The sequence below is a fragment of the Pseudomonas sp. NPDC089569 genome (assembly GCF_050280625.1).
Lineage (GTDB): Bacteria > Pseudomonadota > Gammaproteobacteria > Pseudomonadales > Pseudomonadaceae > Aquipseudomonas.
The window spans coordinates 1-20,139 of record NZ_JBNNVQ010000071.1 but is presented as its reverse complement, the minus strand read 5'-3'; the positions used below and the strand labels follow the sequence as shown (position 1 = coordinate 20,139).

The window sequence follows — 20,139 nt, the reverse complement described above, 5'->3', positions numbered from 1 at the left end:
TGATTCAACACGCACGAAAAGCGCAGCACGAGATTCCCCGGCTGCGCGAATAATCTTGTCATCGGATTCGTCGGCAAGGATCCAACCCGCAAATCCCGCGCTGAAGCCGATACTGTCCCTTGACTCAGGCAACCGTCTATTGATCTTGGGCCTTTGGCAAAAGTTCCAAATATTTATAGCCGCGCAAAACCGACATTGTGCAACCGTGAATGGAAAAAGACTGTTAAATCCACGATACAGTCCTGATATCGTCGAAACAGCTGAAAAAACATCCGACGAATCGTCAGCTCTTTTCCGTCACAGTAGTTTCACAATGCCATATGGGCCCGGCTATTGTGCCGCTCCCCCCCTCTATATACTAGTGGGCTGTGCGGTTGCCCGACCTTGTTTGTCCAGATGTCCAGCGCCTCCCCCGAACCGGGTCGCTTTGAGCGGAATCCTGAAATGAGCCAACAGTTTCAACACGATGTTCTGGTAATTGGCAGCGGTGCTGCCGGCTTGAGCCTTGCGCTGACCTTGCCCGGTCATTTGCGTATCGCCGTTTTGAGCAAAGGCGAGCTCGCCAACGGCTCGACTTTCTGGGCCCAGGGCGGGGTCGCTGCCGTACTGGACGACACCGACACGGTCGAATCCCATGTCGATGACACACTCAATGCCGGTGGCGGCCTGTGCCACGAAGACGCCGTGCGCTTTACCGTCGAGCATAGTAAAGAGGCCATTCAATGGCTGATCGATCAGGGCGTGCCCTTTACCCGCGATGAACAGTCGGCAGTCGACGATGGCGGATTCGAGTTTCACCTGACCCGCGAGGGCGGTCACAGCCATCGACGCATCATTCATGCTGCCGATGCCACCGGCGCGGCCATTTTCAGAACCTTGCTGGCCCAGGCCAGACAACGACCGAATATCGAATTGCTGGAACAGCGGGTAGCCATCGACCTGATCACCGAAAAGCGCCTGGGCCTGGAAGGCGATCGCTGCCTGGGTGCCTATGTCCTTGACCGTAATACCGGCGAAGTGGATACCTACGGCGCCCGCTTCGTCATTCTCGCTTCCGGCGGCGCAGCCAAGGTTTATCTCTATACCAGCAACCCCGATGGGGCCTGCGGCGACGGTATCGCCATGGCCTGGCGTTCGGGTTGCCGGGTGGCAAACCTGGAGTTCAATCAGTTCCACCCCACTTGCCTGTACCATCCGCAAGCCAAGAGTTTCCTGATCACTGAGGCCCTGCGCGGCGAAGGTGCGCACTTGAAGCTACCCAACGGCGAACGCTTCATGCACCGCTTCGACCCGAGGGCCGAACTGGCGCCACGGGACATTGTCGCGCGGGCCATCGACCATGAGATGAAACGTCTAGGCGTCGATTGCGTTTACCTGGACATCAGCCACGAGTCCGAAGATTTCATCAAGTCGCACTTCCCGACCGTATACGAACGCTGTCTTGAGTTCTCCATCGACATCACCAAACAACCGATTCCGGTAGTTCCGGCAGCGCACTACACCTGCGGCGGCGTGATGGTCGATCAGCATGGCCGTACCGACGTGCCAGGGCTGTATGCGATTGGCGAAACCAGCTTTACCGGTCTGCACGGTGCCAATCGCATGGCCAGTAACTCATTGCTGGAGTGCTTCGTTTACGCCCGCTCGGCGGCGGCAGACATCCTGGAGCAGTTGCCACAGGTTTCGGCACCCGTCGCGCTGCCTGCCTGGGATGCCAGCCAGGTGACCGACTCCGACGAAGACGTGATCATTGCGCACAACTGGGACGAGCTTCGGCGTTTCATGTGGGACTACGTCGGTATCGTACGCACCAACAAACGTCTGCAACGAGCCGAACACCGGGTGCGCCTGCTGCTCGACGAAATCGATGAGTTCTATAGCAATTACAAGGTCAGCCGGGATTTGATCGAGCTGCGCAACCTGGCCCAGGTGGCCGAGTTGATGATCCGCTCAGCCATGGAACGCAAGGAGAGTCGTGGCCTGCACTACACCCTCGACTATCCGAACATGCTGCCGGTGGCCATGGACACTATTCTGGTGCCAACCACCTACGCCGGCTGAATTTGAGCCGAACCCGCAGGCGTCGGTGAACATCCGCCGCCTGCGAATCCCGAGGCACGCAAATCGCCCTGACGCGCCATTCGCCCGGCAGACGAAAACGCAGCACCACCAGCAACGGCAGCGCCAGGCTGTCCGGCCGCAGCTGCACCGATTGCCATCCCGCCGCTTGATTCCATAATTGCCAGCCCCCTGCATGTCGGCGCAAACCACAAAATGCCCGCGGGTGCGTGAGCAGAATCTGACGCGGCAGTGCCCAAATGAAATGCGCCAGACAGCACAAGGCCCCCAGCAGGCTGGCCCAGACCGGAATTGCGAGAAGACAGAGCGAACCCAGCGCAAGCAGCTGGGCCAGAAGGTATGCCGCCAGCAATTGCCCTGAGGCATGCCAGCGGCACTCGAACGAATTACTTGGGCTGGACACGATCCAGGATCATGCGGACCATGCGCTGAAGCTCCGGATCTTCCGACTCGGTACGCTCCATGAACCAGCCGAACATGTCCTGATCCTCACATTCGAGCAACCTGACATAGCAGGCACGATCAACCTCGTTGAGGTGCGGGTAAACCTCCTTCACAAACGGCACCAGCAACACATCAAGCTCAAGCATGCCGCGGCGGCTGTGCCAGTAGAGGCGATTCAGTTCAACATCTTCGACCATGGAGCGCTCCTCAAATAGGCCGCAAGTATACAGCCCCGAGACTGATCGAACAGTCGGCTTTGGTCGGTCACCGACAAGCCTTTGTGAACTATTCATTTCGAAGGCGCCCCCTTATCATGTCCGCCAGACTCTCTACCCTGCGATGACCCATGGCCGATTCTGCTTTTTTCTGCACGCTGTCTCATGAAGGTGTTCTGGCGGTCCGCGGTGCGGACGCCGGCAAGTTCCTGCAAGGCCAATTGACCTGCAACCTCAACTACCTGAGCGACACCCAGGCCAGCCTCGGTGCCCGCTGCACACAGAAAGGCCGGATGCAATCGAGCTTCCGCATCCTGCTCGAAGGTGACGGCGTGCTCATGGCCATGGCCAGCGAATTGCTGGAACCGCAATTGGCGGACCTGAAAAAGTACGCAGTGTTCTCCAAGTCCAAGCTGACCGATGAAAGCGCTGCCTGGGTCCGCTTCGGACTGGACCAAGGCGATGCCGCCCTGATCGACCTCGGGTTCGGACTGCCGGCAGAAACAGACAGTGTCGCGCGCCATGACGGGTTGATTGCCATTCGTGTTTCTCCTGATCGTGCCGAGATCTGGGCGCCCGCCGATCGTGCCGATGAAATCAGGGGCAAACTGTCCGCCCTGCTGGCCGAAGGCAACCTCAACCAATGGTTGCTGGGGCAGATCCGCGCCGGTATCGGTCAGGTAATGCCGGGCACCCGTGAGCTTTTCATCCCGCAGATGCTCAATCTGCAGGCTGTCGGTGGCGTCAGCTTCAAAAAAGGCTGCTACACCGGCCAGGAAATCGTCGCGCGGATGCAGTATCTGGGGAAACTCAAGCGTCGCCTGTATCGCGTGCAACTGGAGGCCGGCGAACTGCCTGAACCCGGCACCCCGCTGTTTTCTCCAAACCACACAAGTTCGATCGGCGAAGTGGTGCTTGCCGCCCACGCCGAACAGAACATTGAACTGCTGGCGGTGTTGCAGGCAGAAGCGGCCGAAACGGGTGATATACACGCAGGTACGCTCGAAGGCCCTGCCCTGCAATTGCTCGATCTGCCCTATGAACTGGACCGCGACCGCGAAATTCAGCGTTGAACGCAGTATCTTTTTGCGACACCTAGAGAAACGAGATGAGTGAGCTGGCGGAAAAGATCCAACAGGATTTGGTTGAGGCCATCGATAACGATGACCTGGTTCTGCCAACATTGCCTGAAGTAGCCTTGCAGATTCGCAAGGCTGCCGAAGATCCGGAAATCAGTATCAGCACCCTGAGCAAAGTGATCGGCCGCGATGCCGCGCTATCGGCGCGCCTGATCAAAGTGGTCAACAGCCCTTTGCTGCGCGCCACCCAGGAAGTGACCGACCTGCACACGGCAATCACACGCCTGGGCATCAATTACTCCAGTAACCTGGCCATCGGCCTGGTCATGGAGCAGATATTCCACGCCCGCTCCGAGGTCGTGGAGCAGAAGATGCGTGAAGTCTGGCGCAAAAGCCTGGAAATCGCCGGTGTCAGTTATGCGCTGTGCCGCAGCTACACCCAGCTCAAGCCCGATCAGGCGGCACTCGGCGGATTGGTGCACCAGATCGGTGTTTTACCCATTTTGACCTATGCCGAAGATCACTATGAGCTGCTTTCCGATCCGGTGAGCCTCAATCACGTGATCGATCACATCCACCCGCTGCTCGGCGACAAGCTGCTGCGGGTCTGGGATTTCCCCGACATGCTGGTGCAGGTGCCGCGGCTGTATCTTAATTTCAAGCGCGAGTCCGCTCAGGTTGACTATGTCGATCTGGTGCAGGTGGCGAGCCTCTACTGCCACAGGGACACTGACCACCCGCTCTCGCGCCTGGAGCCCTTCAGCGTGCCAGCTTTCAATAAGCTAAGGATCGACCTCGACAACAAGGCGATGTGCGCCGATCTGGAGGAAACGCGGACGATGTTCTACTAAGCGCTCAGATCACCGCATCGCTCGCTCCACAAGCGTAAAGCTACGCCGATACCATCACTCCCCCGCGATAAAACTCACCCGCACTTTCAGACCTGCCAACGCCCCATCATGCAGACTGATTTGCGCCAGATGCGCACGACAGATCTCGCCGACAATGGCCAGGCCCAGGCCGGTCCCCGCCACTTGCTGGTTGCGTCGGTAAAAGCGCTCGAACACCCGATCACGCTCATCAAGAGGGATGCCAGGACCATCATCCTCGACCTCCAGGACCGCAGGCGCCGAGACCCGCAGAATGACATTGCCACCCGGAGGCGTATGGGCCAGCGCGTTGTCCACCAGGTTGCTCAACAACTCGTTCAACAAGGTCGGCTCACCACGCAGCCATACCGGCTCGTCCGCTTCCAGCGCCAACGCCACGCCGCGTTTATGGGCCAACGGCGCCATGGCCATACCCAGCTCACGCGCCAGTTGACTCAGATCCAGCAACTGCGCACCGCCCTCGGCAATCGCCCGCGCACCATTCTCGACCCGCGCCAGGGACAGCAACTGATTAGCCAGGTGGGTAAGACGATCAGTGCCCTGGGCGGCAATCTCCAGCGTGCTACGCCATTCCTGCGGCTGGCTCGAGCGCAAGCCGAGTTCCAGCCGGGCTTTGAGCGCCGCCAACGGTGTGCGCAGCTCGTGAGCCGCATCGGCAATGAACTGCGCGTGACGCTCGAACTGCCCGCGCAGGCGTTCAGTGAAATGATTGAGAGCCCGCACCAACGGCCATAATTCGTGCTGCACTTCTACCAGCGGCAATGGCCGCAAGTCATCGGGCTGGCGATCCTCCACCGCCGTACGCAGTCGCTCCAGTGGACGCAACGCAGCACTGACGGCAAACCACACCATCACCAAGGCCCCCAGTGCCAGCATGCCCAGGCGCAACAAGGTATCACCGGCCAGGCTGCGAGCCATGCTGACCCGTGCCTCATCGGTTTCCGCGACGCGAATCTCTGCCATACCGTTCATGTTCGGCTCACTGACAGGCTTGAGCAGACTGACCACACGCACGTTCTGCCCCCGATAAGTCGCGTTGTAGAAACGCGCCAGCGCCGGATAGTCATCCGTACGAGGAGTCCCTGGCGGTGGTGCCGGAAGATTCTCATAGCCAGAAATCAGCTGTTGATTAATGTCGTTGACCAGGTAAAAAATCCGCCCGGCACTGTCGTAGGCAAAGGTGTCCAGCGCTACGTAAGGCACATCCAGGCTGAGGCTGCCATCGCGCGCGGACAGGCCGGCTGCAATGGTCCGCGCCGAAGCCAGCAACGTCCGGTCATAAGCGGTGTCGGCGGCTTCGCGACCGTTCCAGTAAGCGCTCAACCCACTGGCCAGCATCAACACCACCAGAAGCAGCGCCAGGTTCCACAACAGGCGCCAGCGCAGGCTGCTGGGCTTATGCATCGCGGCTTTCCAGCAAATAGCCAAGGCCGCGGAACGTAACGATGGCCACTGGCTGGCCATCGAGCTTCTTGCGCAAGCGGTGGACATAGATTTCGATGGCGTCTGGACTCGCTTCCTCGTCGAGCCCGAAGACCTGGGCCGCCAGTTGCTCCTTGCTCATGACCCGGCCGGGACGGGCAATCAAGGCTTCGAGCACCGCCTGCTCGCGGGAAGTCAGGGTCAGCAACTCTTCACCGAGCGTGAAACGCCGGGTGTCGAGGTCGTAAGCCAACACCCCGCAGCGCTGCACACGCTCGCCACCCAACACGCTGCGACGCAGCAAGGCCTTGACCCTGGCTTCCAGCTCGGTCAATTCGAAAGGCTTGGCCAGGTAATCGTCAGCGCCCAGGTTCAAGCCATGGACGCGATCCTTCACATCGCTGCGCGCTGTCAGCATCAGCACTGGCAAGTTCCTGCCTCGTGCGCGCAAACGCGCCAGCACTTCGAAACCATCCATGCGCGGCAGGCCGACATCAAGGATCGCCATGGCGTACTCCTCACTGCCCAGCGCCAGATCGGCCGCCACGCCGTCGTGCAGCACATCCACGGTAAGTCCCGTGCCCTTGAGCGCCTGGGCGACACTTTCGGCAAGCTGCGGATGGTCTTCGACGAGCAGAACACGCATGGATCTTTACCTCATTCAGGGATGGTCGATGCCATTCTTTGGCGCGGAGTTTACAGCGCCATCCGTCGCTGTGAAGCCTGAAAATCCTTGAAAGACAGATGAAAGGTTAGCGAAAGGTTGGCCCGTTACAGTCCCGTCACGGACAGTTTCGACTGCCGTCGCTGCTGCCATACAGCGATACGAAAAACGCCTCGAAGCGTTTTCGACAAATAAAAACAATAAACGGAGTAAGTCATCCATGCAGCTCCTGCAGACCCAGGCAATCGCGCCTGCCCGCCTCTCCCGTTTCAGCCACACTGCGCTTGCCAGCGCTGCCGCCCTTGCCGGTTTTTCACCCTTGAGCCAAGCCGCGTTCTTCGAAGACAGTTCGGCCACTTTCGAAACCCGCAACATGTATTTCAACCGCGATTTTCGCGATGGCACCAGCGCCCAACAGTCCAAGCGCGACGAGTGGGCCCAGGGCTTCATGCTTAACCTGAAATCAGGCTACACCGACGGCACCGTGGGGTTCGGGGTCGATGCGCTGGGCATGATGGGGGTTAAGCTCGATTCCAGCCCGGACCGCACCGGCACCGGTCTGCTGCCGACGGACGATGGACGCGCCGTTAATGAATACTCCAAGCTCGGCCTGACCGGCAAAATGAAAATTTCTGCCAGTGAGCTGAAAGTTGGCAGCCTGATACCGGAACTGCCAACCCTCAAACCCAACGACGGGCGCATCCTGCCGCAAACCTTCGAAGGCGGCATGCTGACCTCCAAAGAGATCAAGAACCTGACCTTCACCGGCGGGCGCCTGGACAAGGCCAAGGATCGCGACAGCACGGACTTCGAGGACATTGCCCTCAACAACAAGAATGGCCGTTTTGCCGGCACCGTGGCCGGCAAGCACTTTGACTTTGGTGGCCTGGACTACAAGTTCACCGACAAGATCACCGGCAGCTATCACTTCGCGCAACTCGATGAAGTCTATAACCAGCACTTTCTCGGATTGATCGCCTCGCAGCCATTGGGCCCAGGTACCTTTGGCACTGACTTGCGGCTGGCCATCAGTGACGACCAGGGCCAGGCCCGTGGCGGCAAGATCGACAACAAATCCCTCAATGGCCTGGTGAGCTACGCCTTGAGCGGGCACAAGTTCAGCGCGGGTTACCAGCACATGTCCGGCGACAGCGCGTTCCCGTATGTCGATGGCGCCGACCCGTACCTGGTGAACTTCGTGCAGATCAACGACTTTGCCGGCGCCCAAGAGCGTTCCTGGCAAGCTCGTTATGACTTCGACTTCGTCACGCTCGGTATCCCGGGACTGAGCTTCATGAGCCGTTACGTGAGCGGCGACAACATCAAGCTCAAGAACGGTGACGAAGGCAAGGAATGGGAACGCAACTCCGAGATCAAATATGTAGTACAAAGCGGCGCGTTCAAGGATGTCGCCGTGCGCCTGCGCAATGCCACCTACCGTTCCAACTACTCCGCTCGCGATGCTGATGAAGTACGTCTGCTGGTGAGCTATAGCGTTGCCCTTTGGTAATTCAGTACGTCGATAACAACAACTCCCAAGGAGACTTGAATGAACCTGTCAATGCGTAAGCTCGCCCTCGCCGCCAGCGTCCTGCTGCTCACTGGCCAAGCACTTGCCGAACCCAAGCGTCCGGAATGCATCGCCCCGGCCTCACCCGGCGGTGGTTTCGACCTGACCTGCAAACTGGCGCAAAGCGCGCTGGTCAATGAAAAGCTGCTGACCAAACCGATGCGCGTGACCTACATGCCCGGCGGCGTGGGTGCCGTGGCCTACAACGCCGTGGTAGCCCAGCGTCCCGCGGATGCAGGCACCCTCGTGGCCTGGTCCAGCGGTTCGCTGTTGAACCTGGCGCAAGGCAAGTTCGGTCGATTCGATGAGACCAATGTGCGCTGGCTCGCAGCCGTCGGCACCAGCTACGGCGCCATCGCGGTGAAAAGCGACTCGCCCTACAAGACCCTGGACGATCTGGTAAAGGCACTGAAGAAAGATCCGAGCAAAGTGGTGATCGGTTCCGGTGGCACCGTGGGCAGCCAGGACTGGATGCAGACAGCCCTGATCGCCAAGGCCGCCGGCATCAACCCACGCGACCTGCGTTACGTCGCCCTCGAAGGTGGCGGTGAAATCGCCACCGCCCTGCTCGGCGGCCACATCCAGGTCGGCAGCACCGACATTTCCGACTCCATGCCACACATCCTCAGTGGCGACATGCGCCTGCTGGCGGTATTCGCCGAAAATCGTCTCGACGAACCGGAAATGAAAAATATCCCGACAGCCCGGGAGCAAGGCTACGACATCGTCTGGCCGGTGGTCCGCGGTTTCTACCTGGGGCCGAAAGTCAGCGACGAAGACTACGCCTGGTGGAAAGGTGCCTTCGACAAGCTGCTGGCCTCCGAAGAGTTCGCCAAGTTGCGCGATCAGCGTGAACTGTTCCCTTTTGCCATGACCGGCCAGGAACTGGACACCTACGTGAAGAAGCAAGTCGCGGACTACAAGGTGCTGGCCAAAGAGTTCGGCCTGATTCAGTGATCGTCTCTGTCTAGCAGACACGGCCCCGTTCGCGGGGCCGTGTTACAGGAGTTCCCCATGCTCTTACAACGCATTTTTGCCTCGGTGCTGTTGCTGGCCTGTCTTGGCCTGGTACTGATGGCCTGGCCCTACCAGGCACCCCTTTCCTACGAACCGATCGGACCACGCGCCTTCCCCCTGTTGATGTTGGGGCTGATGGGCCTGGCGCTGATTTACATGGTGTACCGCCCCTCGCCGATCAAGCACACCGATGAAGACCCGCCGATGGATCGCCAGACCCTGAACAAGATTGGTGTATGCGTGCTCTTGCTGCTGGTCTTCGCCGGACTGTTCGAACCCCTGGGCTTCATCCTCAGCAGCATGCTGGTCGGCATTCCAATGGCTCGACTGTACGGCGGACGCTGGCTGCCGGGCGCGGTCATTATCAGCCTGATGAGCGTTGGTCTGTACCTGCTGTTCGACAAAGTCATGGACGTGCCACTGCCTCTGGGCCTGCTCGACGTTCTGGAGAACTGATATGGATACCCTTGGATATTTGAGTCACGGCTTCGGCGTCGCATTGACCCCGTACAACCTGGTGACCGCGCTGAGCGGTACCTTGATCGGCACCATTGTCGGCCTGCTGCCCGGACTTGGGCCGATCAACGGCGTTGCGCTGCTGATCCCCATCGCCTTCGCCCTCGGCCTGCCGCCCGAGTCGGCGTTGATCCTTTTGGCTGCGGTTTACCTGGGTTGCGAATACGGCGGCCGGATCAGCTCGATTCTGTTAAACATCCCGGGCGAGGCGTCCACCGTCATGACCACCCTCGATGGCTATCCAATGGCCCGCCAGGGGCTGGCCGGCGTAGCGTTGTCGCTGTCGGCGTGGAGCTCGTTCATCGGCGCACTCATCGCGACCTGCGGCATGGTGGTGTTCGCGCCGATGCTGGCGAAGTGGGCGATCGCCTTCGGCCCCGCGGAATATTTCGTACTGATGGTATTTGCGATTGTCTGTCTGGGCGGCATGGCCGGGGATCGACCGCTCAAGACATTTATCGCGGCGCTGATCGGATTGTTCCTGTCGACCGTCGGCATTGATGCCAACAGCGGTGTGTACCGGTTCACCGGCGACAACATTCATCTCACCGATGGCATCCAGTTCGTGGTCCTGGTGTTGGGTCTGTTCTCCATCAGCGAAATTCTCCTGCTGCTGGAAAAAACCCACCGAGGTCAGGAAGCGTTCCAGGCCACCGGCCGGATGCTGTTCAACCTCAAGGAAGCCGCGTCAGTGTTCTGGGTGAACATGCGCTGTGGCCTGCTCGGCTTCATCATGGGCGTGCTGCCGGGTGCCGGTGCGACACTGGCCAGCGCCGTGGCCTACATGACCGAGAAGCGTATCGCCGGTCCCAAGGGAAAATTCGGACAAGGCGACAAGCGTGGCCTGGCCGCACCGGAAACCGCCATTGGCGCAGAAGCCTGTGGTGCCCTGGTGCCGATGCTGACCCTCGGTGTTCCGGGCTCCGGCACCACGGCCGTGATGATCGGCGCGCTGTCGTTGTACAACATCACGCCGGGGCCGCTGCTGTTTGAACAGCAGCCGGATATTGTCTGGGGCCTGATCGCCTCGTTGTTCATCGCCAACATCATGCTGGTGATCCTCAATATCCCGATGATCCGCATCTTCACCAAAATCCTCGCCGTACCGAACTGGGCGCTGGTGCCGATGATCGCCATCATCACCGCCATTGGCGTGTACGCCGTGCATGCCACGACGTTCGATTTGTTCCTGATGATTGGCATCGGCATCTTCGGTTACATCCTGCGCAAGCTGGACTTCCCGTTGTCGCCGGTTTTGCTGGGCTTCATCCTCGGTGGCCTGATGGAACAGAATCTGCGTCGGGCGCTGTCGATCTCCAACGGCTCGCTGGACATTCTCTGGTCCAGCGGTATCACCGTCGGCGTCTGGGGATTGATCGTTGTCATGCTGCTGGTGCCGCTGCTGCGAATCTGGCGCAAACGTTCGGTTGCAAGGCGCGTTGTTGCCGATGCCTGATCGAACACCTTTCAAAGCCTGGTGGGGAACCCCGCTGGTCGGCCTGCTGGGCGGTTACCTCGCCAGCCAGGTCGGCTGGCCACTGCCATGGATGGTCGGCTCCTTGCTGGCCATCATCCTCGTTCGCTGCCTGACACCCTGGCAACTGGCGGAAATCCCTGGTGGTCGCAAATGCGGCCAGTGGGTTGTCGGCATCGGCATCGGCCTGCACTTCACCCCGCTGGTGATGGAGCAGGTCCTCAGTCATTTCGGCCTGATTTTCTTTGGTGCGCTGATCACCAGCCTGTCTGCCGTTGTCGGCGTATGGCTGATGCGGCGCACCGGTGAAGATCGCGCCACTGCTTTCTTTTCCAGCATGCCCGGAGGCTCCGGGGAGATGGTCAACCTTGGCGCCCGCAACGGCGCGGTACTTAGCCGGGTAGCCGCCGGGCAGAGCCTGCGAGTGCTGGTGGTAGTGCTGTGTGTACCGGCAGCGTTCAAATACCTGCTGGGTGACGGCGCGCCACTCTCCCACGCTGGCAGCATCGATTGGCGCTGGCTGGCGATTCTGTTTCCCGCAGGCGCATTGGCAGCCTGGCTCTGGGAACGCCTGCGCCAGCCCAATCCGTGGCTTTTCGGACCGCTGCTGGTCAGTGCGGCGGTCAGCATCGGCTGGGATTTGCATATCGGACTGCCCAATGGCGGCAGCCAGATCGGCCAATGGCTGATCGGCAGCGGCTTGGGTTGTCACTTCAACCGGCAGTTTTTCCGGCGCGCGCCGTCGTTCATGGGACGAACCCTGATCGGCACGGTGTTGACCATGTTGATGGCGACGGCAGCCGCCTTGGGGTTGAGCGCACTGACCCATCTGGATCTGCGTTCGCTGACCCTGGGCATGATGCCCGGCGGCATTGCGGAAATGAGCCTGACGGCCGAAACCCTGCAACTGTCGGTGCCGCTGGTCACGGCGATGCAGGTGATGCGTCTGTTGTTTGTGCTGTTTCTGGCCGAGCCGTTGTTCAGGTATTGGAACCGACAGCCAGACTCAGTTGATTGATCGTTCCCACGCTCTGCGTGGGAATGCAGCCCGGGACGCTCCGCGTCCCTTGCAGAGCCGAACGCAGAGCGTCCATTGAGGCGTTCCCACGCAGAGCGTGGGAACGATCATTACACGACCGGCGGCAACCGCCACTCGATCGGCATTTCGCCATTCTGTTCCAGAAACTTGTTGGTCCGGCTGAAGTGCCCGCAACCGAGAAAGCCGCGATAGGCCGACAGGGGCGATGGATGCACGGAAGTCAGCACCAGGTGTTTGGTGGTATCGATGAGTTTCTGCTTGCTCTGGGCATGGGCGCCCCACAACAGGAACACCAGGTGCGGCTGATGCTGGCTGACCACCTCGATGATCCGGTCGGTGAAGAATTGCCAGCCCTTGCCGGCGTGGGCATTGGCGTTGGCACGCTCGACGGTCATGGTGGTGTTGAGCATCAGCACGCCCTGCTCGGCCCAGCTCTGCAGGTAACCGTGATTGGGGATGTCGATGTTCAGGTCGCGCTTCAACTCTTTATAGATATTGACCAGCGACGGCGGCGCCGGCACTCCCGGCTGGACCGAGAAGCACAAACCATGGGCCTGGCCCGGACCGTGGTAGGGGTCCTGGCCGAGAATGACCACCTTGACCTTGTCCAGCGGTGTTGAGTTGAGTGCGTTGAAGATCAGCGGTCCCGGCGGATAGATCTCCTTGCCGGCCGCTCGCTCCTCTTGCAGGAACTTTCGCAACTCAGCCATGTAAGGCTGGTCGAACTCGGCACGCAGTGCCTCCTTCCAGCTCGGTTCGAGTTTGATACGGTCGTCAGCAGTCATGGTCATACCCGGCAAAAACAATGGGGCGAACCCTAGGAAAGCGCATCACGCTTGTCAATTGATCTGACACGGATCCGGCACTTTCCTGCGCAGCGGTCATACTTAAGCCTCAAATTCTCGATCGAGGTCATGATGAATCTGCACTTCGAAGAACTCACCGGCACGGACGGCGCCCGCATCGGCATTGCCACCCTGGATGCCGAAAAGTCGCTCAACGCCCTGTCCCTGCCGATGATCAATGCCCTGCGCGACCGAATGGATGCCTGGGCCAAGGAGCCGCAAATCGTCTGCGTCCTGCTACGCGGCAATGGCGCCAAGGCGTTTTGCGCCGGTGGCGAAGTCCGCAGCCTGGTGGAAGCCTGCCGCGCCCATCCGGGTGAGGTGCCGCCCCTGGCCGCAAACTTCTTCGCCGCGGAATATCGCCTGGACTTTGGCCTGCACACTTACCCAAAGCCGTTGATCTGCTGGGGACACGGTTATGTGCTTGGCGGAGGGATGGGCTTGTTGCAGGGCGCGAATATTCGCATTGTCACGCCAAGCAGCCGCCTGGCGATGCCCGAGATCAGCATCGGTTTGTATCCGGACGTCGGCGCCAGTTGGTTCTTGTCGCGCCTGCCTGGAAAACTCGGCCTGTTCCTCGGCCTGACCGGCGCCCATATGAACGGTCGCGATGCGATCGATCTGGATCTGGCCGATCGATTCCTGCTCGATGAACAGCAGGAAACACTCATCGAAGGCTTGTTGCAGCTGAACTGGCAGGAACAGACCGCTATGCAGCTCAACAGCCTGCTCAAGGCCCTGCAGCAGGAAGCCGTTCATCAGATGCCCGAAGCCCAGTGGCTGCCCAGACGTCAGCGTATCGATGAACTACTGGACGTCAGCGATGTGCGTTGCGCCTGGAAAACCATCAGCCTGTTGCGCGATCACACCGACCTGCTGCTCAGTCGTGCCGCTCGGACCATGAGCGAGGGTTCGCCCCTGACCGCTCATCTGGTGTGGGAACAAATCGCCCGGGCCCGGCACCTGTCACTCGCGCAGGTCTTTCAGATGGAATACACCCTGAGCCTCAATTGCTGTCGTCATCCGGAGTTCAGCGAGGGGGTGCGTGCGCGGTTGATTGACAAGGATCAGAAACCGCACTGGCACTGGCCGGATATCAACAAAGTGCCGGATGCGGTGGTAGAGGCGCATTTCCACAAGATTTGGGAGGGTCGCCACCCATTGGCGGACTTGTCGGAATACTGAACAAACTGTGGGAGCGAGCCTGCTCGCGATGGCGTTCTGTCAGTCGACGATCACGTCAGCTGATAGTCCACCATCGCGAGCAGGCTCGCTCCCACAGGTATTTCATTCAGTGCTTTAACTAACGGTGATCCCGGCCGTCGTGATCGCCGTGCCGGTCATGATCATCTCGCCCGCCGTGGTTATTGTTGCGTCCACCGTGGCCACGGTAGTCGTTATCCCAACCACCGCGATTACGCCCGTCCCAACCACGATTTTGCCAGGCCCGGTAGTCTGCCCGTTGCGGGTAATAGCGAGGTGCCGCCTGGTAGTAGTGCGGTGCGGGTTGATAGATCCGCGGCTGCGAATAGTAGCGCGGCGTCGGCTGGTAATAACGAGCCGGAGGCACGTAGTACCGGGGTGGCGGTGTGTAGTAACCGCCGCCATTGGAGTAGTAGGAACTGCCGCCGGCGTAATAGGCAGGCGCCGGTGAGGTGTAGACCTCGGAACTGTAATAGCTGTCGCCTCCATCGGGATAAGGCACGCATCCACCCAGGGAAAAACCCAGCACGGCAATCAGAAGAGTTCGGCGATACATGGCGGCCTCCTGGACCGCGAAAGAGCCACACCAGCGACGCTGGCAGGCGACAGTCGAATATTCTGCGACTGTCGAAGATTCAGACATCGAAGTCGAAGACTGGTGCGACCTTGAAACAAGTTGAAACATCTTGCCGATGAAAGGTTTTTCATCCATTCATGCGCTGATTAGTGATGCCCACCGTGATATCCACCGCCATGATATCCACCTCGGTAATACCCTCGCCCGTAGTAACCGTGGCCGTAGTAACCATGGCCGCCATAGTAATAGCGAGGATAACCACCGTAATAACGAGGGCCGTAATAGCCGCCGTAGTAACCGTAGAAATAAGGTGAGTAGTAACCGGGGTAGTAGTAATAAGGTGCCGCGTAAACGTCGGCTGGACCGTCGTAGTAATAGCAACCGGCCAACCCCAAACCGAGCGCTGCACCCAGCAGCAATCGACGCAACATGACGGCCTCCGTAAAGACCTGTGACAGCAGTCGGAACAGACCGGCTGACATCTGTTTTGACTGACAAACCCCAGCCAAGTGCGACCTTCCGTGAACCTTCGGATCAGCGGCGGGCACGTGCCAATGCGGTGCATCTGCGCACCAACACAAGGCAACGACTGCGTTGCCTGCCGTGGCATCAATCGAGCAATCCCTTGCGCCAGAGCGCTCCAGTCGACTTGGCACGGCTCTCGCTTTAGCAACAGCGTGCAGGAGTCATCACAGGTTCGCGGCACCACAATTTGCAATGGCTGACTAGGGTTCCGGCTCGCGATGGCGAGTGACTGGTCCGAGAGTCGGCGACCTCCAGTTGAGGTTACACGGCGGGACAAAAGCCCGGGAGACAAGCCACCGCTCGCGGTGCCGCATTGCCTTCTGCCCGCCCCTGATCAACTGGAGAATCACCATGCCCCAGCTTCGTTTACCCGCCCTGTTCGCCGCTGCGTTCGCAGCCCTTGTGAGCTTCTCGTCCCAGGCTGCGCAGAAAGACCACTTCAGCGTCTGCTGGACCATCTATGCCGGCTGGATGCCCTGGGAATATGCCGGTAGCCAGGGCATCGTCGACAAATGGGCGAAGAAGTACGGCATCAAGATCGATGTCGTGCAGCTCAATGACTACGTCGAATCCATCAACCAGTACACCGCCGGCCAGTTCGACGGCTGCACCATGACCAACATGGATGCGCTGACCATCCCGGCGGCCGGTGGCGTCGATAGCACCGCGCTGATCGTCAGCGATTTCTCCAATGGCAACGATGGCATCGTGCTCAAGGGCGAAGGCAAGAAAGTCGCCGATCTCAAGGGCATGGACGTCAATCTGGTCGAGCTGTCGGTCTCCCACTACCTGCTGGCCCGTGCCCTGGATTCGGTGGACCTCACCGAGAAAGACCTGAAAGTGGTCAACACCTCCGACGCCGACATCTCGGCCGCCTTCAACACCCCGCAGGTCAACGCCGTCACCACCTGGAACCCGATGCTGTCGGACATCAAGGCCAAGCCTTCCGTGACCGAAGTTTTCAACTCCAGCCAGATCCCCGGCGAAATCATGGACATGATGGTGGTCAACTCCCGGACCCTCAAAGACAACCCGGCCCTGGGCAAGGCACTGACCGGTGCGTGGTTCGAAGTGGTGGCGTTGATGAATGCGAAAAACGCCGCCGGCAAAGCGGCGCTGGAACACATGGCCAAGGCCTCCGGCACTGACCTGGCCGGTTTCCAGGCACAACTGGACACCACCAAGCTGTTTGCCACACCCGGCGAAGCGCTGGCATTCAGCACCAGCCAACAACTGCCGGAAACCATGCGCCGGGTCGCCGAGTTCTCGTTCCAGCACGGTTTGCTGGGCGAAGGCGCCAAGGACACCAGCGCTGTCGGCATGGCCTTCGCCAACGGCGTGACCAGCGGCGACAAGGGCAACCTCAAGCTGCGCTTCGATCCGAGTTACGTACAGATGGCCGCCGACGCCAAGCTGTAAGAAGAGGACCTGGCCATGCGCCTGATCAATCGCCACCCGGATCGTCCGAGTCGCCTGCTGCTGGTGATCCTGCCGTTCGCCCTGGTACTGCTCGCCTACTTCATGGGCTCGGCCGAGCGGCTGATGGAGAACCCCAATGACAAGCTGTTGCCGAGCGCCGTGCAGATGACCGACGCGGTCAAACGCCTGGCCTTCGTCGCCGACAGCCGCACCGGTGAATACCTGCTCTGGCAGGACACCGCGTCCAGCCTGCAACGCCTGGCTATCGGCCTGGGCATCAGCGCATTGGCCGGGCTGTGTCTTGGCATTGCCACTGGCACCCTGCCGCTGTTCGGTGCGCCGTTGTCGCCCTTGTTGACCGTCCTGTCGATGGTGCCACCACTGGCAATCCTGCCGATCCTGTTCATCGTCTTCGGTCTTGGCGAGTTGTCGAAAGTGATGCTGATCGTGATCGGCATCACCCCGGCCCTGGCCCGTGACCTGGAACAACGTGCCCGGGAGATTCCCGTGGAGCTGCTGATCAAGGCCCAGACCCTCGGTGCCTCGACCTGGACCTTGATGCTGCGGGTGGTGCTGCCGCAATTGTTGCCTCGCCTGTTGATCTCGCTGCGGCTGATACTCGGTTCGGCCTGGCTGTTCCTGATTGCCGCCGAAGCCATCGCGTCCACCGATGGCCTGGGCTACCGGATTTTCCTGGTGCGTCGCTACCTGGCGATGGATGTGATCCTGCCTTACGTGGTGTGGATCACCCTGCTCGCCTGGTTAATGGATTGGGGCCTCAAGCGCCTGACCCAGCGTGCGTTTCCCTGGTACGAGGGGGCACGGCCATGAGCTTCATCACCGTGAAAAACGTCTGGCAGCAGTACGCCGATCAGGTGGTGCTCGAAGGTCTGAACCTGAGCGTCAACGAGGGCGAGTTCTGCACCCTCGTCGGCGCCTCCGGTTGCGGTAAATCGACCTTTCTGCGCCTGCTGCTTGGTCAGGAAAAAGCCAGCCGCGGCGAAATACTGCTGGACGGTCAACCCCTGGCAGGCGAGCCGGATTCGAGCCGTGGCGTGGTATTCCAGCGCTATTCGGTGTTCCCGCACCTGAGTGTGCTGGACAACGTCGCCCTGGGCCTTGAGCTGCCACGCTCGCCTTTGCTGGGGCGCTTGTTCGGCAGTGCCAAAAAAGAGGCGCGGGAACAGGCTTCGGTGCTGTTGCACAAGGTCGGTCTCGGTCACTCCCTGAGCAAGTACCCGGCACAGCTCTCCGGCGGCATGCAGCAACGGCTGGCCATCGCCCAGGCGTTGATCATGAAGCCTCGCGTGTTGCTGCTCGACGAGCCCTTCGGCGCCCTCGACCCGGGCATCCGCAAGGACATGCACGCCTTGCTCCTGGAACTGTGGCGCGAAACGCGAGTGACCGTGTTCATGGTCACCCACGATCTGTCCGAAGGCTTCAGCCTGGGCACCCGCTTGCTGGTGTTCGACAAGGTACGCATCGATCCGCACGCCCCCGGTGCCTACGGCGCGCGCATCACCTACGACATTCCCCTGAACAGCGATCGCCGCACCGCCATCAACGCGCTATCGGTGCCGTTGGCGAGATCGCTTCGCAGTGCTTGAGAGGATTTCCCGATGATTGATTCGACTCAACTGTTCCCGCCGTTTGCCGAAGAAACACTCCCCGGCGGTGGCCACCGTTCGTTCGTCTTGAAGCGCGGCCAGTTGCTGCGCCTGACCGACCTGCGCGGCGGCGCCAATGTCAGCCTGACGTTGCTCAACGCCAATGAAAAAACCGAGCGCCTGAACCTGCCCGACAGCCTCAAATGCCAGCACACCGCCAGGCTCACGGCCGGTCACTGCCTGTATTCGGACATGGGTCGCGTACTGGCGGCGATCACCACCGACACCTGTGGCTGGAGCGACAGCCTGGGCGGCGTGCTCTGCGCCGAAGAGGTCCAGGAAAAGTACGGCACCGGTCGCTATCAGGAACTGCGCAACGGCTTCTTTCGCAATGGCACCGACAACCTGCTGGTGGAACTGGGCAAATGGGGGTTGGGCCTGTCCGACTTGCTGATGACCCTCAACCTGTTCAGCCGCGTGAACGTCGATGACGCCGGACGCTTCCAGTTTGTCGAAAACAACTCGAAGGCCGGCGATTACATCGAACTGTACGCGCCGATGGACACCCTGGTCGTGCTCACTGCCCTGCAACACCCGATGGACCCGGCACCGGACTATGCGCCCAAGCCCCTGAAGCTCAGCTGGATGAACGCAGACGCCAGCGTCGCCGAACACTGCCGCACGTCACGCCCGGAAAACGAGCGCGGCTTCATCAACACCGACCGCCTGTTCGCCTGAGGATCGTTGCCATGTCACATGCTATCGCCACCGCTGCACAGTCGCCTGAAACCGCGACCTACCGTGCCACCATCCCCGCCGGCGAACCCTGGCTGATGGAAGTCAAAGCCGGCCAGACCCTGCGTATCCTCGACCTGGAAGGCAATCAGGCGGTCGATACGCTGTTCTACAGCGCCGCCAACCCGAAAGAACGCTACGACGTACAGCGCACCCTGCGCCGGCAGAACAGCGTCTATCTGGGCACCGGCAGCGTGCTGTATTCCAACCTCGGCAAACCGATGCTGACCATCGTCGCTGACACCTGCGGACGTCACGACACCCTCGGCGGAGCCTGCGCGCAGGAAAGCAACACCGTGCGCTATGCGCTCGAAAAACGTTACATGCACAGCTGCCGCGACAATTACCTGCGCGCCTGCGTTCACGACGGGCGACTGGGCAAAGGCGACATCGGACCGAACATCAACTTCTTCATGAACGTACCGGTCACCGCCGACGGCGGCCTGACTTTCGAGGACGGCATTTCCGCACCCGGCAAGTACGTCGACCTGCGTGCCGAGATGGATGTGATCGTGCTGATCTCCAACTGCCCGCAACTGAACAACCCCTGCAACGCCTACAACCCCACGCCTGCGGAGTTGTTGGTATGGAACTGAAACTCACCCGCTTGCGCCGTTGGCTGTTCACCTTGTGCCAGGCCCGTTCGGGGCAGTGCATAGGTCCCTGTAGGAGCGAGCACGCTCGCGATGGTCGTCAACGATAACGCTGGCAGCCTGACGCCCAGCGGTGTCTGGACCTCCATCGCGAGCGTGCTCGCTC

The 20,139-nt window shown here is 60.4% G+C and carries 22 protein-coding genes and 1 riboswitch; of the genes, 14 read left to right on the top strand and 8 right to left on the bottom strand.

What is annotated here, in order from left to right; genetic code table 11:
* Window positions 1-444: 444 nt before the first annotated feature.
* Window positions 445-2,061: an L-aspartate oxidase gene (gene nadB / locus ACQKP2_RS22725; RefSeq protein WP_427579632.1), complete on the top strand. Its 1,617-nt coding sequence runs from the start codon at window positions 445-447 to the stop codon at window positions 2,059-2,061.
* Here the strand turns inward: nadB and ACQKP2_RS22720 are convergent.
* Both ACQKP2_RS22720 and ACQKP2_RS22715 read right to left on the bottom strand, forming a co-directional pair.
* On the bottom strand, window positions 2,030-2,482 hold the full coding sequence (locus tag ACQKP2_RS22720) for a protein YgfX (RefSeq protein ID WP_427579630.1): 453 nt from the start codon (window positions 2,480-2,482) through the stop codon (window positions 2,030-2,032). The two genes, nadB and ACQKP2_RS22720, sit on opposite strands and share 32 nt — an antisense overlap.
* The gene (locus ACQKP2_RS22715) at window positions 2,466-2,720 is read right to left on the bottom strand and encodes a succinate dehydrogenase assembly factor 2 (RefSeq protein ID WP_175376188.1); all 255 of its coding nucleotides are present in this window, start codon (window positions 2,718-2,720) and stop codon (window positions 2,466-2,468) included. Before ACQKP2_RS22715 ends, ACQKP2_RS22720 begins: the two co-directional genes overlap by 17 nt.
* Before the next feature lie 149 nt (window positions 2,721-2,869).
* Here ACQKP2_RS22715 and ACQKP2_RS22710 point away from each other — a divergent pair, with 149 nt between their 5' ends.
* Both ACQKP2_RS22710 and ACQKP2_RS22705 read left to right on the top strand, forming a co-directional pair.
* Window positions 2,870-3,811, top strand: a complete 942-nt coding sequence (locus tag ACQKP2_RS22710) for a YgfZ/GcvT domain-containing protein (RefSeq protein WP_427579628.1) — start codon at window positions 2,870-2,872, stop codon at window positions 3,809-3,811.
* Window positions 3,812-3,846: 35 nt separating this feature from the next.
* Window positions 3,847-4,668, top strand: a complete 822-nt coding sequence (locus tag ACQKP2_RS22705; RefSeq protein WP_427579627.1) for an HDOD domain-containing protein — start codon at window positions 3,847-3,849, stop codon at window positions 4,666-4,668.
* A gap of 54 nt (window positions 4,669-4,722) precedes the next feature.
* Here ACQKP2_RS22705 and ACQKP2_RS22700 read toward each other — a convergent pair whose 3' ends face one another.
* From ACQKP2_RS22700 to ACQKP2_RS22690, 3 genes are read right to left on the bottom strand one after another with little or no spacing between them, the layout of a single operon-like run.
* Window positions 4,723-6,111, bottom strand: coding sequence for a sensor histidine kinase (locus ACQKP2_RS22700; protein WP_427579625.1), 1,389 nt, complete (start codon window positions 6,109-6,111; stop codon window positions 4,723-4,725).
* The gene (locus ACQKP2_RS22695) at window positions 6,104-6,775 is read right to left on the bottom strand and encodes a response regulator (protein ID WP_427579623.1); all 672 of its coding nucleotides are present in this window, start codon (window positions 6,773-6,775) and stop codon (window positions 6,104-6,106) included. The genes ACQKP2_RS22700 and ACQKP2_RS22695 overlap by 8 nt, the downstream gene beginning before the upstream one ends.
* Window positions 6,776-6,790: 15 nt before the next feature.
* Window positions 6,791-7,015 (bottom strand): hypothetical protein, encoded by a 225-nt coding sequence (locus ACQKP2_RS22690; RefSeq protein WP_427579621.1) that lies wholly within the window; start codon window positions 7,013-7,015, stop codon window positions 6,791-6,793.
* On the opposite strand from ACQKP2_RS22690, the gene ACQKP2_RS22685 reads away from it, so the two are divergent.
* Genes ACQKP2_RS22685 through ACQKP2_RS22665 form a run of 5 tightly spaced genes read left to right on the top strand, consistent with a single transcriptional unit; the run spans window position 7,014 to window position 12,388 of the window.
* A complete protein-coding gene (locus ACQKP2_RS22685) occupies window positions 7,014-8,303 on the top strand; it encodes an OprD family porin (RefSeq protein WP_427579620.1) in 1,290 nt (429 codons plus the stop codon). The two genes, ACQKP2_RS22690 and ACQKP2_RS22685, sit on opposite strands and share 2 nt — an antisense overlap.
* Window positions 8,304-8,342: 39 nt before the next feature.
* Window positions 8,343-9,320 carry a Bug family tripartite tricarboxylate transporter substrate binding protein gene (locus ACQKP2_RS22680; protein WP_427579618.1) on the top strand — a complete coding sequence of 326 codons (978 nt, stop codon included), beginning with the start codon at window positions 8,343-8,345 and terminating at the stop codon, window positions 9,318-9,320.
* A 57-nt stretch (window positions 9,321-9,377) separates the two neighbouring features.
* Window positions 9,378-9,836 (top strand): tripartite tricarboxylate transporter TctB family protein, encoded by a 459-nt coding sequence (locus tag ACQKP2_RS22675; RefSeq protein ID WP_427579616.1) that lies wholly within the window; start codon window positions 9,378-9,380, stop codon window positions 9,834-9,836.
* 1 nt (window position 9,837) lies between these two features.
* Window positions 9,838-11,352, top strand: coding sequence for a tripartite tricarboxylate transporter permease (locus tag ACQKP2_RS22670; protein WP_427579614.1), 1,515 nt, complete (start codon window positions 9,838-9,840; stop codon window positions 11,350-11,352).
* Entirely contained in the window at window positions 11,345-12,388 is a 1,044-nt protein-coding gene (locus ACQKP2_RS22665; RefSeq protein ID WP_427579612.1) for an AbrB family transcriptional regulator, read from the top strand. Before ACQKP2_RS22670 ends, ACQKP2_RS22665 begins: the two co-directional genes overlap by 8 nt.
* A 110-nt stretch (window positions 12,389-12,498) precedes the next feature.
* Here ACQKP2_RS22665 and ung read toward each other — a convergent pair whose 3' ends face one another.
* Window positions 12,499-13,194: a uracil-DNA glycosylase gene (gene ung, locus ACQKP2_RS22660; RefSeq protein WP_427579611.1), complete on the bottom strand. Its 696-nt coding sequence runs from the start codon at window positions 13,192-13,194 to the stop codon at window positions 12,499-12,501.
* A 132-nt stretch (window positions 13,195-13,326) separates the two neighbouring features.
* On the opposite strand from ung, the gene ACQKP2_RS22655 reads away from it, so the two are divergent.
* The gene (locus tag ACQKP2_RS22655) at window positions 13,327-14,439 is read left to right on the top strand and encodes an enoyl-CoA hydratase/isomerase family protein (protein WP_427579610.1); all 1,113 of its coding nucleotides are present in this window, start codon (window positions 13,327-13,329) and stop codon (window positions 14,437-14,439) included.
* 118 nt (window positions 14,440-14,557) lie between these two features.
* Here ACQKP2_RS22655 and ACQKP2_RS22650 read toward each other — a convergent pair whose 3' ends face one another.
* The gene (locus tag ACQKP2_RS22650) at window positions 14,558-15,013 is read right to left on the bottom strand and encodes a hypothetical protein (protein ID WP_427579609.1); all 456 of its coding nucleotides are present in this window, start codon (window positions 15,011-15,013) and stop codon (window positions 14,558-14,560) included.
* 167 nt (window positions 15,014-15,180) lie between these two features.
* Window positions 15,181-15,465, bottom strand: a complete 285-nt coding sequence (locus ACQKP2_RS22645; protein WP_427579608.1) for a hypothetical protein — start codon at window positions 15,463-15,465, stop codon at window positions 15,181-15,183.
* 283 nt (window positions 15,466-15,748) lie between these two features.
* Window positions 15,749-15,849: riboswitch (guanidine-I (ykkC/yxkD leader) on the top strand.
* Window positions 15,850-15,910: 61 nt separating this feature from the next.
* Here ACQKP2_RS22645 and ACQKP2_RS22640 point away from each other — a divergent pair.
* The 5 genes from ACQKP2_RS22640 to ACQKP2_RS22620 are packed head-to-tail and all read left to right on the top strand — an operon-like array spanning window position 15,911 to window position 19,976.
* Window positions 15,911-16,978 carry a putative urea ABC transporter substrate-binding protein gene (locus ACQKP2_RS22640; protein WP_427579606.1) on the top strand — a complete coding sequence of 356 codons (1,068 nt, stop codon included), beginning with the start codon at window positions 15,911-15,913 and terminating at the stop codon, window positions 16,976-16,978.
* 15 nt (window positions 16,979-16,993) lie between these two features.
* Window positions 16,994-17,809: an ABC transporter permease gene (locus ACQKP2_RS22635; RefSeq protein WP_427579604.1), complete on the top strand. Its 816-nt coding sequence runs from the start codon at window positions 16,994-16,996 to the stop codon at window positions 17,807-17,809.
* Window positions 17,806-18,585 carry an ABC transporter ATP-binding protein gene (locus ACQKP2_RS22630; RefSeq protein ID WP_427579602.1) on the top strand — a complete coding sequence of 260 codons (780 nt, stop codon included), beginning with the start codon at window positions 17,806-17,808 and terminating at the stop codon, window positions 18,583-18,585. Before ACQKP2_RS22635 ends, ACQKP2_RS22630 begins: the two co-directional genes overlap by 4 nt.
* A 12-nt stretch (window positions 18,586-18,597) precedes the next feature.
* Window positions 18,598-19,323 carry an urea amidolyase associated protein UAAP1 gene (locus tag ACQKP2_RS22625; protein ID WP_427579601.1) on the top strand — a complete coding sequence of 242 codons (726 nt, stop codon included), beginning with the start codon at window positions 18,598-18,600 and terminating at the stop codon, window positions 19,321-19,323.
* Between the two features lie 11 nt (window positions 19,324-19,334).
* Window positions 19,335-19,976, top strand: a complete 642-nt coding sequence (locus ACQKP2_RS22620) for an urea amidolyase associated protein UAAP2 (RefSeq protein ID WP_427579599.1) — start codon at window positions 19,335-19,337, stop codon at window positions 19,974-19,976.
* Window positions 19,977-20,139 lie beyond the last annotated feature (163 nt).

Coding starts and splice junctions, on each gene's coding strand:
- nadB (WP_427579632.1), top strand. CDS start 445: ATGAGCCAACAGTTTCAACACGATGTTCTGGTAATTGGCAGCGGTGCT.
- ACQKP2_RS22715 (WP_175376188.1), bottom strand. CDS start 2,720: ATGGTCGAAGATGTTGAACTGAATCGCCTCTACTGGCACAGCCGCCGC.
- ACQKP2_RS22710 (WP_427579628.1), top strand. CDS start 2,870: ATGGCCGATTCTGCTTTTTTCTGCACGCTGTCTCATGAAGGTGTTCTG.
- ACQKP2_RS22705 (WP_427579627.1), top strand. CDS start 3,847: ATGAGTGAGCTGGCGGAAAAGATCCAACAGGATTTGGTTGAGGCCATC.
- ACQKP2_RS22700 (WP_427579625.1), bottom strand. CDS start 6,111: ATGCATAAGCCCAGCAGCCTGCGCTGGCGCCTGTTGTGGAACCTGGCG.
- ACQKP2_RS22695 (WP_427579623.1), bottom strand. CDS start 6,775: ATGCGTGTTCTGCTCGTCGAAGACCATCCGCAGCTTGCCGAAAGTGTC.
- ACQKP2_RS22685 (WP_427579620.1), top strand. CDS start 7,014: ATGCAGCTCCTGCAGACCCAGGCAATCGCGCCTGCCCGCCTCTCCCGT.
- ACQKP2_RS22690 (WP_427579621.1), bottom strand. CDS start 7,015: ATGGATGACTTACTCCGTTTATTGTTTTTATTTGTCGAAAACGCTTCG.
- ACQKP2_RS22680 (WP_427579618.1), top strand. CDS start 8,343: ATGAACCTGTCAATGCGTAAGCTCGCCCTCGCCGCCAGCGTCCTGCTG.
- ACQKP2_RS22675 (WP_427579616.1), top strand. CDS start 9,378: ATGCTCTTACAACGCATTTTTGCCTCGGTGCTGTTGCTGGCCTGTCTT.
- ACQKP2_RS22670 (WP_427579614.1), top strand. CDS start 9,838: ATGGATACCCTTGGATATTTGAGTCACGGCTTCGGCGTCGCATTGACC.
- ACQKP2_RS22665 (WP_427579612.1), top strand. CDS start 11,345: ATGCCTGATCGAACACCTTTCAAAGCCTGGTGGGGAACCCCGCTGGTC.
- ung (WP_427579611.1), bottom strand. CDS start 13,194: ATGACTGCTGACGACCGTATCAAACTCGAACCGAGCTGGAAGGAGGCA.
- ACQKP2_RS22655 (WP_427579610.1), top strand. CDS start 13,327: ATGAATCTGCACTTCGAAGAACTCACCGGCACGGACGGCGCCCGCATC.
- ACQKP2_RS22650 (WP_427579609.1), bottom strand. CDS start 15,013: ATGTATCGCCGAACTCTTCTGATTGCCGTGCTGGGTTTTTCCCTGGGT.
- ACQKP2_RS22645 (WP_427579608.1), bottom strand. CDS start 15,465: ATGTTGCGTCGATTGCTGCTGGGTGCAGCGCTCGGTTTGGGGTTGGCC.
- ACQKP2_RS22640 (WP_427579606.1), top strand. CDS start 15,911: ATGCCCCAGCTTCGTTTACCCGCCCTGTTCGCCGCTGCGTTCGCAGCC.
- ACQKP2_RS22635 (WP_427579604.1), top strand. CDS start 16,994: ATGCGCCTGATCAATCGCCACCCGGATCGTCCGAGTCGCCTGCTGCTG.
- ACQKP2_RS22630 (WP_427579602.1), top strand. CDS start 17,806: ATGAGCTTCATCACCGTGAAAAACGTCTGGCAGCAGTACGCCGATCAG.
- ACQKP2_RS22625 (WP_427579601.1), top strand. CDS start 18,598: ATGATTGATTCGACTCAACTGTTCCCGCCGTTTGCCGAAGAAACACTC.
- ACQKP2_RS22620 (WP_427579599.1), top strand. CDS start 19,335: ATGTCACATGCTATCGCCACCGCTGCACAGTCGCCTGAAACCGCGACC.